Here is a 14,874-nt window from a genome sequence, read left to right on the forward strand (position 1 = left end):
ACGTCCCAGCCGAGAAGGGCTGGAGACGGGGTATCAACATATCTGGCGTTGACTTTTGGCACGCTGTTGAGTTCTCAAGGAACGGACGCTTCCTTTGTACTCACCCTTCCGGGCTTTCCTCCGGGCGCTTCCCTTCGGTGTTTCCGACTCTATCAGATCCTTTCGGCGTCCGATTCCCGGTCGGCGGGATTGTCTGGGGCTTCGGGTTTTTCGCCCTGCGGCCTTTCGACATTCACTACGTTAACCGATTCCCGTCGAGACTCATAATCGAGTTCCGCGAGTTCGAATTCAGGCATGCGGACACGCCGAATTCGCCCCCGCTGAGGGGAAGTCGTAGGTAGTGGGTTGGCCGCTTCCGGCTGCTGGCGAATGCCGTACCCGGTTCAAGCGGCTCGGGCTACGCTACGCACCTTCCAGGGACGCGTCAACTTGAGCGCCGCCGGGGACATGGGCCCGACACGGGCTCACCGTCGGGTCGTTGGCGACCCGGAAGCGCCAGGGGTGGACACCTCCGTCGCCGGAGACTCCGTTGCGGGGACCGGTCCTCACCTGGTCGCGCGTGTCCGGAGCGCCCGTCGGCATCCGCAGCGGGGTCTCGCCCGCCGCGCACGCGTCGGTGCCGTCGTGGGCGCGGTCCACGTGCAGGGCGGTCGCCGGCCGGGCGGGCTCTTTGGCCAGTTCTTTGCCATGACGGGCCGAGAGTCGACGTTTGTGCGTGCTACGCGTCACGCACCTGCGCCCTCGGGCTCAATCGGTACGCGGAGACCGTGGGATCACCCGCGAGGTAGAAGCGGTGCTGCCAGTCGTGGGCTTTGCTCACTCCCACCCGGGGACCGACCCGGATGAGTGCGGCGGGTACCGGCTCACCTTCGGACAGCGCGACCGAGGCGCCCGTCAGGAGATCCGCGCCGTTGTGCTCCGCCGTGATGCCGAGCGCTCGGCAGAGGTTGCCAGGACCCCGCGCGAGACGCGGACCCTCGGCCTTGCCCCCTCGCCGCTCGCGGGCCAGCTCTTCCCCTTCGATGACCCTGCCTGCCCGGATGAGGACGGCCGTGGCGACGCCTTCCGCCCCGGTGACGATGTTGGCGCACCAGTGGAGTCCGTGGGACCGGTAGACGTACAGGTGTCCCGCGGGCCCGAACATGACGGCGTTTCGGGGTGTCCTGCCTCGGTAGGCGTGGGAGGCGGGATCGGCAGAACCGGCGTACGCCTCGGTCTCCGTGATGGTGACGCTCACGGTTCCCTCGGGTGTCTCATGGCTGAGGACGGCGCCGAGCAACTCGGGCGCGACGTCTTCAGCGGTGCGAGCGAGGTTCTCCACGTTCATGCCGACCGCCTTGACGTGCCGAGGTGAAGCGGAGGGTGCACGTGGAGGTCGAGGGGCGCGATCATGGCCTCCGAGCGTAGTCCAGGCGGTCCGGAACCGGTCGTGCCCGGATCGCGTTTGTAGGGATCAAGGGTCCGTTCGCAAAGGGAGAGTCATGGCGTTCAAGAAGCTGCTCGCGAGTCTGGGGGCCGGCGGCGCCTCGGTCGAGACGGTGCTGACCGAGGACAACGTCGTTCCGGGTGGCGTCGTCCAGGGCGAGGTGCGGATCCAGGGCGGGTCCGTGAACCAGGAGATCCAGGGTCTGTCGGTCGGGCTCCAGGCGCGGGTCGAGGTGGAGAGCGGCGACGAGGAGTACAAGCAGAACATCGAGTTCACCAAGGTGCGCCTCGGTGACGCCTTCGAGCTCCAGGCCGGTGCCGTGCACGCCGTGCCGTTCGGCTTCGAGATCCCGTGGGAGACGCCGATCACGATGATCGACGGCCAGGCGCTGCGCGGGATGCACATCGGGGTGACGACGGAGCTGGCGATCGCGCGGGCGATCGACTCCGGTGACCTGGACCCGATCAACGTGCACCCGCTGCCGGCGCAGAAGGCGATCCTGGACGCGTTCATCCAGCTGGGCTTCCGCTTCAAGAACGCGGACATGGAGCGGGGGCACATCCGCAACACCCGGCAGCAGCTGCCGTTCTACCAGGAGATCGAGTTCCACCCGCCGTCGCAGTACCGCGGTCTCCACCAGGTCGAGCTGAGCTTCGTGGCCGACGAGCACGCCATGGACGTCATCCTGGAGATGGACAAGAAGCCGGGTCTGTTCAGCGAGGGCAGCGACACGTTCCGCTCGTTCCAGGTGGGTCTGCACGACTTCCACGGGACCGATTGGGCGGCGTACCTCAACCAGTGGCTGTCCGAGGTCGGCAGCCGGCGCAACTGGTTCTAGGCTCGGGGTCCACGAACCATCCGATCAGGAGGTACCGAGGTGACCGAGCTCAAGCGGCGGCCGCTCCCCCATGACTTCCACCCGCCCGTGCCGTCGTTCACGGTGACGAGCGAGGACGTCCAGGAAGGGGCGACGCTCAAGGACGCTCAGGTCTACGCGGCCGGCAACACCTCACCGCAGCTGCGGTGGGAGGGCTTCCCGCCCGAGACCAAGAGCTTCGCCGTGACCTGTTACGACCCGGACGCCCCCACGGGCAGCGGCTTCTGGCACTGGGTGCTGTTCGACATCCCGGTCTCGGTGACCGAGCTGCCGGTGGGTGCGGGCAGCGGGAAGTTCGAGGGCCTGCCGGAGGGTGCCGTACAGGCGCGCAACGACTACGGGTCGAAGGACTTCGGCGGTGCCGCCCCGCCGCCCGGGGACGGCCCGCACCGTTATGTGTTCACGGTGTACGCGGTGGACCAGGAGAAGCTGGGTGCGGATTCCGACGCTTCTCCCGCCTTTGTCGGTTTCAACCTGCGGTTCCACGCGATCGCGCGGGCGCAGCTCATCGGTGAGTACGAGAACCCCGCCGAGAGCTGACGCCGTGCGCTGATCGAGCCGAGCGTTCATGGAACGTTTGCCCGCCCCCGGACTTGGAAGTGATCGGGGGCGGGCATTTTTTATTGCGTTGTCCATCTCGGCGTGCCCGTCCAGAGTTGATCCACGCCCGCCGGGAGTGGGCGGTGCACACGGGAGGTGGGCTGGATGCGGGACACGCTGGTGCTGAACGCGAGCTTCGAGCCGCTGTCGACGGTGACGTTGAACCGAGCGGTCGTCCTGGTCCTCCAGGACAAGGCCGTCGTGGAGCAGGCCCACCCCGAACTGCGCATGCGGGGCGCCGATGTGGACATACCCGCGCCGCGGGTGATCCGGCTGTGCCGGTACGTACGGGTGCCGTTCCGAAGACAAGCGCCGTGGTCGAGGCGCGGGGTGCTGGTGCGGGACCGGCACCGGTGCGCGTACTGCGGGCGGCGGGCGACGACCGTGGACCACGTGGTGCCGCGGGCCCAGGGGGGCGCGGACTCCTGGCTGAACACGGTGGCGTCGTGCGCGGAGGACAACCACCGGAAGGCCGCCAGGACGCCCGAGCAGGCGGGGATGCCGTTGCTTCGGGAGCCGTTCGAGCCCTCGCCCTCCGATGCGATGCTGCTGTCGCTGGGGGCGGAGGAGTTCGCCGCGTTGCCGGCCTGGCTGGCCGGGGAAGCGGCATGAGCCGATCGCCGTAGGAGCTGAGGTTCACTGCCTCGCGGCGATCTGGCGTGGCTTGTCGCGCAGTTCCCCGCGCCCTCCCGCGCCCCTTTCGGGGCGTGGGGGTGCACGGGGGTCACATCGGCGCTCTCAGTCGATCTGGGGCTTCTCGCGGCGTTCCGTCGCCGTGGGGGCCGTTGAGCCGTTGCCTCCCGAACCCCCGGCGAGGGGGCCGAAGTTGCCCATCGCGCCGGAGAGGCCCTTGAGGGCGTCGCCGATCTCGCTGGGGACGATCCAGAGCTTGTTGGCGTCGCCCTCGGCGATCTTCGGGAGCATCTGGAGGTACTGGTAGCTGAGGAGCTTCTGGTCCGGGTCGCCCGCGTGGATGGCCTCGAAGACCGTGCGCACGGCCTGGGCCTCGCCCTCGGCGCGCAGGGCGGCGGCCTTGGCCTCACCCTCGGCGCGCAGGATCTGGGACTGCTTCTCGCCCTCCGCGGTGAGGATCGCGGCCTGGCGCGTGCCTTCCGCGGTGAGGATCGCGGCGCGCTTGTCACGGTCGGCGCGCATCTGCTTCTCCATCGAGTCCTGGATGGAGGTGGGCGGCTCGATCGCCTTCAGCTCGACGCGGTTGACGCGGATGCCCCACTTGCCGGTGGCCTCGTCGAGGACGCCACGCAGGGCCGCGTTGATCTCCTCGCGGGAGGTGAGCGTGCGCTCCAGGTCCATGCCGCCGATGATGTTGCGGAGGGTGGTGACGGTGAGCTGCTCGATGGCCTGGATGTAGCTGGCGACCTCGTAGGTGGCGGCCCGGGCGTCGGTGACCTGGTAGTAGATGACCGTGTCGATGTTCACGACCAGGTTGTCCTGGGTGATCACCGGCTGGGGCGGGAACGGAACGACCTGTTCGCGCAGGTCGATGCGGTTGCGGATCGTGTCTATGAACGGGACAACGATGTTGAGGCCCGCGTTGAGCGTGCGCGTGTAGCGGCCGAACCGCTCCACGATCGCGGCGCTGGCCTGTGGGATGACCTGGATTGTCTTGATCAGGGCGATGAAGACCAACACCACCAGGATGATCAAGACGATGATGACGGGTTCCATCGTCGCTCCCCGTACCCCTCTCCGCCGCGGCGCTTCGGCAGGTGCCTGTAGAAGATCTTGCTGGTCGAGTCTGACAGACGCTCGTACAACTCGTGGGGTGTTCGGTCCAGTTGAGTCGTGCGAGGTCACATCACGATTGCGGTGGCCCCTTCGATGTCCACGACGTCCACTTCCTCACCCTCTTCGTAGGCGCGGCCGGTGTCGAGCGCGCGGGCGGACCAGACCTCCCCGGCGAGCTTGATGCGCCCGCCCGAGGCGTCCACGCGTTCCAGGACGACGGCCTGTCTGCCCTTCAACGCGTCGACTCCGGTCGCCAGTTGGGGCCGCTGTGCGCCGTGCCGGGCCGCGATGGGGCGGACGGCGGCGATGAGGGCGACCGAGACGACGACGAAGGTGAGCACCTGGGCCACGGCTCCGAAGCCGAGTCCGGCGACCCCCGCTGCCGCGACGGCACCGACCGCGAACATGCCGAACTCCGGCATCGCGGTCACCACGAGCGGGATTCCGAGCGCAACCGCGCCGACGAGCCACCACACCCATGCGTCGATGTCGTTCACACCGTCATGGTAGGTCCGCGGATCGCGCGCCGACAGGGCGCGATGCGTACTGCCGTCAGGCGGCGGACGGCGGTCAGGACAGGGGGAGTCCCTGGGCGGTCCAGCGCTCGCCGACCTGCTCGACGACGAGCGGGAGGCCGAAGCAGAGGGAGAGGTTGCGGGAGCTGAGTTCGAGCTCCAGGGGACCGGCGGCGAGGACCTTGCCCTGACGGATCATGAGGACGTGGGTGAAGCCGGGGGCGATCTCCTCGACGTGGTGGGTGACCATGATCATGGAGGGGGCGATCGGGTCACGGGCGAGGCGGCCGAGGCGGCGGACCAGGTCCTCGCGGCCGCCGAGGTCGAGACCGGCCGCGGGCTCGTCGAGGAGGAGGAGTTCGGGGTCGGTCATCAGGGCGCGGGCGATGAGGGTGCGCTTGCGCTCGCCCTCGGAGAGCGTGCCGAACCTGCGGTCCAGGTAGTCGCTCATGCCGAGCCGGTCGAGGAAGGCGCGGGCACGCTGTTCGTCGATGTCCTCGTAGTCCTCCTGCCAGTGCGCGGTCATGCCGTACGCGGCGGTGAGGACGGTCTCCAGGACGGTCTGGCGCTTGGGGAGCTTCTCGGCGAGGGCGATGCCGGCGACGCCGATACGGGGGCGCAGTTCGAAGACGTCGGTGCCGGGGGTGCCGAGGGTCTCGCCGAGAATGGTGGCAGTGCCCCTGCTGGGGTAGAGGTAGCTGGACGCGACGTTCAGGAGGGTGGTCTTCCCGGCGCCGTTGGGGCCGAGGATGACCCAGCGCTCGCCCTCCTTGACCGACCAGGAGACCTGGTCCACCAGGGCCCGGCCCTCGCGGACCACCGATACGTCCTGAAGCTCCAGAACATCGCTCATGAGCGCGTTGTCTCCCCTTGCAGTGTGGCCGGTCTCGGCGCTGTCGCGTTCACCAGTCGCTGGTCCGCCGCGCCGGTGGGCGCAGCCCCCATGAAATCTACGCCACGGGTGCCGCGGTCCATTCCATCGGTCCGGTCCTTAGGGTGGATGCATGCTCTCGGAACCACGTTCAGGACGCCTCGCCGCTTGGGGAAATGCCCTTTTGGCCGGACTTGTCTCGCCGGACGACGCCGTGCACGCCATCGTCGGTGAGGACGCGGTGCACCGGATGGAGGGGCTGCCCGGGGAAACGGCGCCGGTCGGTCTCACGCTCGCGCTGGGGCGGCTGCGGACGCTCGGGGTGACCGGGCTGCGGGTGGCGCTGCCCGCGCCGGGGCACCCGCTGGGGCTGAGCGGGCCGCCGGAGTTCAACGCGCGGGCGCTGGAGGCCGAGGAGGCGGTGGTCTGTCACGGCGCCGCGTTCGGTCTGGTGCCCGACGTGTACGAGGCCGGGCCTGCGGGCGATGTGCACGTGGAGGTGGTCTGGCACTGTCTGCCGGTGCGGGAGGCGCCGCCGGCGGACGTGCCGTCGCTGGGCGAGGCCGAGCGGGAGCTGGCGGAGGCGCTGCGGGAGGCGACGGAGGTGCTGTCGCGGCTGGACGTCGCCGCGTCGGGGCCGGTGGCGGAGGCGGCGATCGACGCGTACCGGGCGCGGTCCGAGCAGGGGCGCGAGGTGCTGGCGCCGGGGTATCCGCCGCGGGCGGTGCGGGTGCTGGAGCTCGCGCGGCGGGTGCGGCTGCTGGTGTCGCTGGCGTACGAGAACGGTGACGGCGGTGCGGTGACCTCGTCGGAGATGGCGGCGCGGGGGGCGGCCCTGCGGCCGGTGGAACGGACGGCCCGGCGTGCGCTCGTCGCGTCGTACAACTCGGTCGTGGAGGAACGGGAACGCGGAACCCGCTGACCGGGCACGCACCCGTGCGCCGGGGCCCGGGCCAGGAGCCGGAAGGAATCTGCGGCGAAGCCGGGCACACGGGCCCGGCTCGCCGTGGCGCGGGCCCCTTCGCCGGGCGGGCCCCTTCGCGGGGCGGGACCTCAGCGGTTGAGGCCGAGGGGGACGAAGGCGGGGGGGGAAGGACGCCGCTGACGTCGAGTGCGACGCCCGTGGCGCGGGCCGTCCCCGCGACGGTGCGGCTCTCAGCCGGCCACGCCGTGGCGTACGGCCCAGAGTGCGGCCTGGGTGCGGTCGGCGAGGTCGAGTTTCATCAGGATGTTCGAGACGTGGGTCTTGACGGTCTTCTCGGACAGCACGAGGGCGCGGGCGATCTCCCGGTTGGAGCGGCCGTCGGCGATCAGACCGAGCACCTCGCGCTCCCGCTCGGTGAGTGAACCACCTCTGCCCTGGCCGGAGTTGGCCTCCTCCTGGGAGAGCAGGGCGCCGGCCACCTCCGGCTGGAGCAGGATGTGTCCCGCGTGCACGGAGCGGATGGCGCCGGCGAGCGCGTCGGGGTCCACGTCCTTGTAGACGTATCCGGCGGCGCCCGCGCGCAGGGCGGGCACCACCGTGCGCTGCTCGGTGAAGCTGGTGACGATCAGCACACGTGCGGGGTTGTCGAGTTCGCGCAGGCGGCGCAGCGCGTCGATGCCGTCGGTGCCCGGCATCCTGACGTCCATGAGGACGACGTCGGGCCGCAGTTCCTCGGCGCGGGCGACTCCTTCGGCCCCGTCGGCGGCCTCCCCGACGACCTCTATGTCGTCCTGCACCTCCAGGAAGGTGCGCAGGCCGCGGCGGACGACCTGGTGGTCGTCGACGAGCAGCACTCTGATTGCCTCAGCCACCGGGGACCTCCAACTCGATCGTGGCGCCCTTGCCGGGCGCCGATTCCACCGTGAGCGTGCCGCCGACGCCGCTCGCGCGGTCGCGCATGGAGACGAGGCCGAGGTGGCGGCCCGCGCGGCGCACGGCCCTCGGGTCGAAGCCGCCGCCGTCGTCGGTGACGCGTAGCACCGCGCCGCCGCCGCGCCGGTCGACAGTGACGTCGACGCGCTCGGCCCCGGAGTGCCGCAGGGCGTTGTGCAGGGCCTCCTGGGCGACGCGCAGCACGGCCTCCTCCTGGGCGGCGGGCAGGGCGCGGAAGCCGCTGCTCGCGAAGGTGACGCGGGCGGTGTGGGCGCGGTCGAGGACCTGGACCTGGGTGCGCAGGGTGGCGACGAGTCCGTCCTCGTCGAGCGCGGCGGGGCGCAACTCGACGACGGCGGCGCGCAGTTCGTCGACGGCCTCGGCGGCGAGCCGTGTCACCTGCTGGAGTTCGCCCTTGGCACGGGAGGGGTCGCGGTCGATGAGGGCGGCGGCGGCCTGGGCGGTCAGCCGCAGGGAGAACAGCTTCTGGCTGACGGCGTCGTGGAGTTCGTGGGCGAGGCGGGAACGTTCCTCGGCGATGGTGAGTTCGCGGCTGCGTTCGTAGAGGCGGGCGTTGGTGAGGGCGATCGCGGCGTGCTGGGCGAGGATGGAGAGCAGTTCCTCGTCCTCCTCGGTGAAGCCGCAACCGCCCGCCGGTTTGCGGCAGTTCTTGTTGGCGAGGAACAGGGCTCCGATGACCTCGTCGCCGTCGCGGATGGGCAGGCCGAGGAAGTCGGACATCTCGGGGTGGGCGGCGGGCCAGCCCTCGAAGCGGGGGTCCCTGCGGACGTCGGCGAGGCGCTCGGGGCGGTCCTGGTGGAGCATCGCGGCGAGGATGCCGTGCTGCCGCGGCAGGGGGCCGATGGCCTTCCACCGGGCGTCGCTGATCCCGTCGACTACGAACTGCGCGAAGCCGCCGTGGTCGTCCGGCACGCCGAGGGCGGCGTACTGCGCGTCGAGCAGTTCGCGGGCGGAGGCGACGATCGTCTTGAGGACGTCGCGCACCTCCAGGTGTCTGCTCATGGCCAGCAGCGCGGAACTGACCGCGGCGAGGCCGGACCGGGGGCCTTGGCTCATGCCCTCACGGTACCGGCGGCCCGGCCGGCGCGGATCGGGCCGCCGCCCGCCCGGCCCGGGACGGTGGCCCTAGGACGGCGGGGCCCGGGCCCTAGGTCCACGGGTGTACGTCCCGGGTCCCCGGCCTGCGGCGTAGGGCGAAGGGACCCGGGGCTTCGCGACCCGCGTCCGAGGCGGGCCGGGCGGTGCCGTTCCTAGGTTGGGGGGCACCGCCGGGCGGCGGCGGACGGGACCGAAGGGGACGGTTGTCATGCCGGTAGCGATCATCACGGGGGCTTCGAAGGGGCTGGGGAGGGCGCTCGCCGGGGCACTGGCCGGGCGGGGCTGGGACCTGGTGCTGGACGCCCGCTCCCCCGGGCCGCTGGCCGTTTCGGCGGCGGCGGTCGCGGCGTACGGCACACGGGTGGAGGCGCTGCCGGGGGACGTCACGGACGCCGGGCACCGGGGCGCATTGGTGGCCGCCGCGCGCCGGCTGGGCGGTCTCGACCTGGTGGTGAGCAACGCGAGCGCGCTGGGTGCCGAGCCGCTGGTCCGGCTGGCGCGGCTGCCGCTGGAGGGGTTGCGGCGGGCGCTGGAGGTGAACGTGGTGGCGGCGCTGGGTCTGGTCCAGGAGGCGCTGCCGCTGCTGCGGGAGTCGGCGGTGGGCGCGGTGATCACGGTGAGTTCGGACGCGGCTGCGGAGGCGTACGGGACGTGGGGCGGTTACGGGGCGTCGAAGGCGGCCCTGGACCAGCTGGCGGCGGTGCTGGGTGTGGAGGAGCCGGGGCTGCGGGTGTGGGCGGTCGATCCCGGTGACATGGCGACGGACCTGTACGCGGCGGCCGTACCGGACGACGACGGGCCGCGTCCCGCGCCGGACGGGGTGGTGCCGGCCTTCCTCTGTCTGCTGGACGAGCGGCCGGCGAGCGGGCGGTACGGGGCGCCTGCCCTGGTGGGGGGTCGGCGATGAGGCGGGTGCCGGGGGCGCAGGACGTATCGGATGCGCCGGGGGTGCCCGCGGCGCTGTCGGCGCGGGTGCCGGCCGAGCAGCGTGGGCGCGGGGCGCGCCGGGACGCCGTACGGCTGCTGGTGTCGCGGGGGACGGAGGTGGCGCACGAGGTGTTCCCGCGGTTGCCGGAGCTGCTGCGGGCCGGGGATCTGCTGGTCGTGAACACGTCGACGACGCTGGCGGCGGCGGTGGACGGGCGGATCGGGCGCACGCCCGTGGTGGTGCACTTCTCGACGTGCGGGGACGACGGGCGGTGGGCGGTGGAACTGCGGGAGCCGGACGGGCGCGGCACCACGCGCGCGCGGGCGGGCGGGCCCGCGGGGACGGAGGTGCGTCTGCCGGGGGGTGTGCGGCTGGTCCTGGAGGAGCCGCTGGGCGGGCGGGGGGAACAGAGGAGCGGGCGGGGGGGAGCAGAGTGGCGGGCGGCGGGAACAGCGGGGCGGGCGGCTGTGGTGGGCGCGGGTGACGGGGGCGCGCGTCACGGGGCTGCTGCGGGAGTACGGGCGGCCGATCCGGTACGCCTATACGGAGCGGGACCAGCCGCTGTCGGCGTACCGGACGGTGTTCGCGCTGCCGTCGCCGGACGGGGCGGGCAGTGCGGAGATGCCGAGTGCCGCGCGGCCCTTCACGGCGCGGCTGGTGGCGGAGCTGGTGAGCCGGGGCGTGCAGTTCGCGCCGGTGACGCTGCACACGGGGGTGGCCTCGGCCGAGGCGCACGAGCCGCCGTATCCGGAGCGCTTCGTGGTGCCCGCGCCGTCCGCGCGGCTGGTGAACGCCGCGCGGGCGGGCGGGGGGCGGGTGCTGGCGGTCGGGACGACGGCCGTGCGGGCGGTGGAGTCGGCGGCCGGGGCGGACGGGGTGGTGCGGGCGGCCGGCGGGTGGACGGACCTCGTGGTGACGCCCGAGCGCGGGGTGCGGGTGGTGGACGGGCTGCTGACCGGGCTGCACGAGCCGGAGGCGTCGCATCTGCTGATGCTGGAGGCGGTCGCGGGGCGGGCGGCGGTCGACCGGGCCTACGACGCGGCGCTGCGCGGGCGCTATCTGTGGCACGAGTTCGGGGACGTGCATCTCCTGCTGCCGCCCGAGGCCCCCGGAACGCCCTCACGGTGAGCGTTGCTCCAGCAACTACTGGTGAGGTGAACCCGCCTCCGGTGTGAGCCCTCACATAGGGCCTGGATCACGTACGACCGGACATAGGAGATATACGGGTACGGCACGAACGGGGCAGACGTTCCAGTCTGTCCCGTTTTGCCCTTACCTGATCCACTATCCGAGGTCGTAGGTCACACCTTTGCCAGCCCTTTTCGCGGCCGCTAACAATGGCTGACGTCGCTCAACGCCGTGGGTTTCGCCCCGCGGCGTTCGTGCGGGAGGACCGACTCCCCCGCCGTACGAGGAGCGGCCTCCGCGCTATTCGAAGAGGTCCATCAGCCATGCCCAAGAACATCCTCACCCGTGGTCGCGATCGAGCGCTGACCAAGCAGCACAAGATCGCCGTCGCCGGTGTCGCCGCCCTCGGCGCGGCCGCCCTCGCCTTCACGGCCGTGCCCAGCAGCGCGCAGACGGTCACCACCGGCGCCCCCGCCGTCGCGCAGCAGGTCGCCTACGGCACCGGCCCGGTCAAGGACATCAAGGGCACCGTCACCGACCAGCTCGCGACCGAGGGCGTGAAGCTGGAGGCCATCGCCGCGCAGAAGAAGGCCCAGACCGCCGCCCTCGCCCAGGTCAAGGCGAAGGCAGCCGCCGCGACCGCCGCGCAGCAGAAGGCCGCCGACCTGAAGAAGGCCGCCGCGCAGGCCGTGAAGAAGGCCGCGCAGGAGCGTGCCGAGCAGACCTCGGCGAGCCGGTCCGCCGCCCGCCCGCAGGCCGCGCCCAAGCGGTACGGCAACAACCTCGACGGCTGGATCCGCGAGTCCCTGGACATCATGAAGTCCAAGGGCATCCCGGGCAGCTACAACGGTCTGCACCGCAACATCATGCGGGAGTCCTCCGGCAACCCCATGGCGATCAACGACTGGGACATCAACGCCGTGAACGGCATCCCGTCCAAGGGCCTGCTCCAGGTCATCCCGCCGACCTTCAACACGTACCACGTGTCCGGCACGCCCAAGGACATCTACGACCCGGTCGCGAACATCACCGCCGCCGCCAACTACGCGGCCCACCGGTACGGCTCCATCGACAACGTCAACAGCGCGTACTGAGGCAGGCGCGGGCCTCGGTCGTGAACGCCGGAGGGCGGCACCCCGTGTGGGGTGCCGCCCTCCGGCGTCGTACGAGGACCGCTACTTGCGCATGACCTCGGGCTCGTGCCGGCGCAGGAAGCGCGCCACGAAGAAGCCGCAGATCACACCGAGGACGACCAGGGCGGCCATGTCCATGCCCCAGGCCGAGACCGTGTGGTTCCACAGCGGGTCCGTGCTGCCGCCGTCGGTGGGCGGGCTGATCTTGTTGAAGTCCAGCGTGGCGCCCGCGGCGGCCACCGCCCAGCGGGACGGCATCAGGTACGAGAACTCGTTCACGCCGACCGCGCCGTTCAGGGTGAACAGACAGCCCGTGAACACGACCTGGATGATCGCGAACATGACCAGCAGCGGCATGGTCTTCTCGGACGTCTTCACCAGCGAGGAGATGATCAGGCCGAACATCATCGAGGTGAAGCCCAGCGCCATGATCGGCACGGACAGCTCGACGATGGTCGCGCCGCCGAAGACCAGGCCCCGCTCGGGGATCTCCCGGCTGGTGAAGCCGATGACACCGACCAGCAGGCCCTGGAACACGGTGATCATGCCGAGCACGAACACCTTGGACATCAGGTACGCCGACCGGGACAGGCCCGTCGCGCGCTCCCGCTCGTAGATCACCCGTTCCTTGATCAGCTCACGGACCGAGTTCGCGGCACCCGCGAAGCAGGCGCCGACCGCGAGGATCAGCAGCACCGTGGTGGCCGTGCCGTTCGGGATGATCCGGCCGGTCTGCGGGTTGGCCGGGTTGGGCAGCAGGCCCTTGTCCGCGTCGATCAGCAGGCTCACCGCGCCGAGCACCGCGGGAAGGATCACCATCAGGGCGAGGAAGCCCTTGTCGGAGGCGATCACCGACACGTAGCGGCGCACCAGCGTGGCGAACTGCGACACCCAGCCCTGCGGCTTCGGCGGCTTCATCGCCTGCATCGGCGGCATCTGTACGGACTGCGGGGCGACGGCGTCGATGTCCGCGGCGTACATCTGGTAGTGCTGCGAGCCCTTCCAGCGGCCCGCCCAGTCGTAGTCGCGGTAGTTCTCGAAGGCGGAGAAGACGTCGGCCCAGCTGTCGTAGCCGAAGAAGTTCAGCGCCTCCTCCGGCGGGCCGAAGTAGGCGACCGAGCCGCCCGGCGCCATCACCAGGAGCTTGTCGCACAGCGCCAGCTCGGCCACCGAGTGCGTCACCACGAGGACCGTGCGGCCGTCGTCGGCGAGGCCGCGCAGCAGCTGCATCACATCGCGGTCCATGCCCGGGTCGAGGCCCGAGGTCGGCTCGTCCAGGAAGATCAGCGACGGCTTGGTGAGCAGTTCGAGGGCCACCGAGACCCGCTTGCGCTGGCCGCCCGAGAGGGAGGTGACCTTCTTGTCCTTGTGGACGTCGAGCTTCAGCTCGCGCAGCACCTCGTCGATGCGGGCGTCGCGCTCCTGGGCCGTGGTGTCGGCGGGGAAGCGCAGCTTGGCCGCGTACTTGAGGGCCTTCTTGACGCTCAGCTCCTTGTGCAGGATGTCGTCCTGCGGGACCAGGCCGATGCGCTGGCGCAGCTCGGCGAACTGCTTGTAGAGGTTGCGGTTGTCGTAGAGGACCTCGCCCTCGTTGGCCGGCCGGTAGCCGGTCAGCGCCTTGAGCAGGGTCGACTTGCCCGAGCCCGACGGGCCGATGACCGCGATCACCGACTTCTCCGGGACGCCGAAGGAGACGTCCTTGAGGATCTGCTTGCCGCCGTCCACCGTGACGGTCAGATGGCGTGCGGAGAACGACACCTCACCGGTGTCGACGAACTCCTCCAGCCGGTCGCCGACGATGCGGAACGTCGAGTGGCCCACGCCGACGATGTCGTTGGGGCCGAGGAGCCGGGAGCCGCCCTTGGGGATCGGCTGGCCGTCGACGTACGTGCCGTTGTGCGAGCCGAGGTCGCGGATCTCCATGCGGCCGTCGGGCGTCGCGTGGAACTCGGCGTGGTTGCGGGAGACCTGGAGGTCGGAGACGACCAGGTCGTTCTCCAGCGCGCGGCCGATGCGCATGACCCGGCCGAGGGAGAACTGGTGGAACGTGGTCGGGCTGCGGTCGCCGTAGACCGGCGGCGCCCCCGCGCCTCCACCGGCACCCTGCTGCTGCGGGATCGGCGACTCCTGGGCCGACTGCTGCGGCCACTCGGCCTGTTGCTGCGAAGGCGCCTGCTGCGCCCAGCCGGCCCCGGCGCCCTGCGCGGCGTACGGCTGCTGCTGGGGCTGTGCCACGGCGGCGCCGGACAGGTCGAGCCGCGGGCCGTCGGTCGCGTTGCCGAGGTGGACGGCCGAGCCGGGGCCGAGCTCCACGTGGTGGACCCGCTGGCCCTGTACGAACGTGCCGTTCGTGCTGCCGTGGTCCTCCAGGACCCAACTCCGGCCGTTGTGGCTGACCGTGGCGTGGCGCCAGGAGACCCTGGCGTCGTCGAACACGATGTCACCCTGCGGATCGCGTCCCAGGGTGTAGGGCCTGGACGGGTCGAGCGTCCAGGTCCGTCCGTTTGATTCCAGTACGAGTTCCGGCACTCCATGCCCCATGAGTTGTCCCCCGAATTACCCCCGTCACAGGGAGTCTAGGGATGTCGAACATCGTGGGGAACTATTCCAGGCCCCGCCCCTTGACCGAAAGTCGGACCTTGTCACGAGCGTGCACCAGCGCTCTCGGCG

13 protein-coding genes and 2 pseudogenes are annotated in these 14,874 nt (G+C 71.1%); 7 read left to right on the forward strand and 8 right to left on the reverse strand.

The features are described 5' to 3' along the window. Positions 1-402: 402 nt before the first annotated feature. Together AB0F77_RS40200 and AB0F77_RS40205 are read right to left on the reverse strand one after the other, a co-directional pair. A pseudogene (locus AB0F77_RS40200) lies at positions 403-708 on the reverse strand (DNA-3-methyladenine glycosylase); the annotation flags it as partial. 10 nt (positions 709-718) lie between these two features. After that, the gene (locus tag AB0F77_RS40205) at positions 719-1,327 is read right to left on the reverse strand and encodes a DNA-3-methyladenine glycosylase (protein ID WP_361958774.1); all 609 of its coding nucleotides are present in this window, start codon (positions 1,325-1,327) and stop codon (positions 719-721) included. Between the two features lie 154 nt (positions 1,328-1,481). Between AB0F77_RS40205 and AB0F77_RS40210 the strand changes: the two genes are divergently transcribed. From AB0F77_RS40210 to AB0F77_RS40220, 3 genes are all read left to right on the forward strand, one after another. Further along, the gene (locus AB0F77_RS40210; RefSeq protein ID WP_361958777.1) at positions 1,482-2,264 is read left to right on the forward strand and encodes a sporulation protein; all 783 of its coding nucleotides are present in this window, start codon (positions 1,482-1,484) and stop codon (positions 2,262-2,264) included. A 39-nt stretch (positions 2,265-2,303) separates the two neighbouring features. Beyond that, complete coding sequence (locus AB0F77_RS40215) at positions 2,304-2,843, forward strand: YbhB/YbcL family Raf kinase inhibitor-like protein (RefSeq protein WP_361958780.1); 540 nt, start codon at positions 2,304-2,306, stop codon at positions 2,841-2,843. Positions 2,844-3,008: 165 nt separating this feature from the next. After that, entirely contained in the window at positions 3,009-3,515 is a 507-nt protein-coding gene (locus AB0F77_RS40220) for an HNH endonuclease (RefSeq protein ID WP_361958783.1), read from the forward strand. Positions 3,516-3,641: 126 nt separating this feature from the next. Here the strand turns inward: AB0F77_RS40220 and AB0F77_RS40225 are convergent, their stop codons facing one another. The 3 genes from AB0F77_RS40225 to AB0F77_RS40235 all read right to left on the reverse strand — a co-directional run bounded on the left by AB0F77_RS40225 (position 3,642) and on the right by AB0F77_RS40235 (position 6,020). Then, a complete protein-coding gene (locus AB0F77_RS40225) occupies positions 3,642-4,592 on the reverse strand; it encodes an SPFH domain-containing protein (protein WP_361958786.1) in 951 nt (316 codons plus the stop codon). Between the two features lie 125 nt (positions 4,593-4,717). After that, positions 4,718-5,149, reverse strand: a complete 432-nt coding sequence (locus AB0F77_RS40230) for an NfeD family protein (protein ID WP_361958788.1) — start codon at positions 5,147-5,149, stop codon at positions 4,718-4,720. A 73-nt stretch (positions 5,150-5,222) separates the two neighbouring features. Further along, positions 5,223-6,020, reverse strand: a complete 798-nt coding sequence (locus tag AB0F77_RS40235; RefSeq protein ID WP_361958790.1) for an ABC transporter ATP-binding protein — start codon at positions 6,018-6,020, stop codon at positions 5,223-5,225. A 151-nt stretch (positions 6,021-6,171) separates the two neighbouring features. Here AB0F77_RS40235 and AB0F77_RS40240 point away from each other — a divergent pair, with 151 nt between their 5' ends. Further along, a complete protein-coding gene (locus AB0F77_RS40240) occupies positions 6,172-6,960 on the forward strand; it encodes a hypothetical protein (RefSeq protein WP_361958793.1) in 789 nt (262 codons plus the stop codon). 233 nt (positions 6,961-7,193) lie between these two features. Here AB0F77_RS40240 and AB0F77_RS40245 read toward each other — a convergent pair whose 3' ends face one another. Together AB0F77_RS40245 and AB0F77_RS40250 are read right to left on the reverse strand one after the other, a co-directional pair. Beyond that, complete coding sequence (locus tag AB0F77_RS40245; protein ID WP_361958796.1) at positions 7,194-7,835, reverse strand: response regulator transcription factor; 642 nt, start codon at positions 7,833-7,835, stop codon at positions 7,194-7,196. After that, positions 7,828-8,973 (reverse strand): GAF domain-containing sensor histidine kinase, encoded by a 1,146-nt coding sequence (locus AB0F77_RS40250; RefSeq protein ID WP_361958799.1) that lies wholly within the window; start codon positions 8,971-8,973, stop codon positions 7,828-7,830. The genes AB0F77_RS40245 and AB0F77_RS40250 overlap by 8 nt, the downstream gene beginning before the upstream one ends. Positions 8,974-9,223: 250 nt before the next feature. On the opposite strand from AB0F77_RS40250, the gene AB0F77_RS40255 reads away from it, so the two are divergent. The 3 genes and pseudogenes from AB0F77_RS40255 to AB0F77_RS40265 all read left to right on the forward strand — a co-directional run bounded on the left by AB0F77_RS40255 (position 9,224) and on the right by AB0F77_RS40265 (position 12,165). After that, positions 9,224-9,922: an SDR family oxidoreductase gene (locus tag AB0F77_RS40255; protein ID WP_361958802.1), complete on the forward strand. Its 699-nt coding sequence runs from the start codon at positions 9,224-9,226 to the stop codon at positions 9,920-9,922. After that, a pseudogene (locus tag AB0F77_RS40260) lies at positions 9,919-11,071 on the forward strand (S-adenosylmethionine:tRNA ribosyltransferase-isomerase). Before AB0F77_RS40255 ends, AB0F77_RS40260 begins: the two are co-directional and overlap by 4 nt. 323 nt (positions 11,072-11,394) lie before the next feature. Further along, positions 11,395-12,165 carry a transglycosylase SLT domain-containing protein gene (locus AB0F77_RS40265; protein ID WP_361958805.1) on the forward strand — a complete coding sequence of 257 codons (771 nt, stop codon included), beginning with the start codon at positions 11,395-11,397 and terminating at the stop codon, positions 12,163-12,165. A gap of 81 nt (positions 12,166-12,246) precedes the next feature. On the opposite strand, the gene AB0F77_RS40270 is transcribed toward AB0F77_RS40265, so the two are convergent. After that, a complete protein-coding gene (locus tag AB0F77_RS40270) occupies positions 12,247-14,745 on the reverse strand; it encodes an FHA domain-containing protein (protein WP_361958808.1) in 2,499 nt (832 codons plus the stop codon). Positions 14,746-14,874 lie beyond the last annotated feature (129 nt).

Origin of the sequence: Streptomyces sp. NPDC026672, from assembly GCF_040638185.1 — a bacterium.
Taxonomy (GTDB): Bacteria; Actinomycetota; Actinomycetes; order Streptomycetales; family Streptomycetaceae; genus Streptomyces.

What these genes read in the sequence shown, in the direction of transcription:
- AB0F77_RS40205 (WP_361958774.1), bottom strand. Translation starts at nt 1,327, where the DNA reads ATGAACGTGGAGAACCTCGCTCGCACCGCTGAAGACGTCGCGCCCGAG.
- AB0F77_RS40210 (WP_361958777.1), top strand. Translation starts at nt 1,482, where the DNA reads ATGGCGTTCAAGAAGCTGCTCGCGAGTCTGGGGGCCGGCGGCGCCTCG.
- AB0F77_RS40220 (WP_361958783.1), top strand. Translation starts at nt 3,009, where the DNA reads ATGCGGGACACGCTGGTGCTGAACGCGAGCTTCGAGCCGCTGTCGACG.
- AB0F77_RS40225 (WP_361958786.1), bottom strand. Translation starts at nt 4,592, where the DNA reads ATGGAACCCGTCATCATCGTCTTGATCATCCTGGTGGTGTTGGTCTTC.
- AB0F77_RS40235 (WP_361958790.1), bottom strand. Translation starts at nt 6,020, where the DNA reads ATGAGCGATGTTCTGGAGCTTCAGGACGTATCGGTGGTCCGCGAGGGC.
- AB0F77_RS40240 (WP_361958793.1), top strand. Translation starts at nt 6,172, where the DNA reads ATGCTCTCGGAACCACGTTCAGGACGCCTCGCCGCTTGGGGAAATGCC.
- AB0F77_RS40250 (WP_361958799.1), bottom strand. Translation starts at nt 8,973, where the DNA reads ATGAGCCAAGGCCCCCGGTCCGGCCTCGCCGCGGTCAGTTCCGCGCTG.
- AB0F77_RS40255 (WP_361958802.1), top strand. Translation starts at nt 9,224, where the DNA reads ATGCCGGTAGCGATCATCACGGGGGCTTCGAAGGGGCTGGGGAGGGCG.
- AB0F77_RS40265 (WP_361958805.1), top strand. Translation starts at nt 11,395, where the DNA reads ATGCCCAAGAACATCCTCACCCGTGGTCGCGATCGAGCGCTGACCAAG.
- AB0F77_RS40270 (WP_361958808.1), bottom strand. Translation starts at nt 14,745, where the DNA reads ATGGGGCATGGAGTGCCGGAACTCGTACTGGAATCAAACGGACGGACC.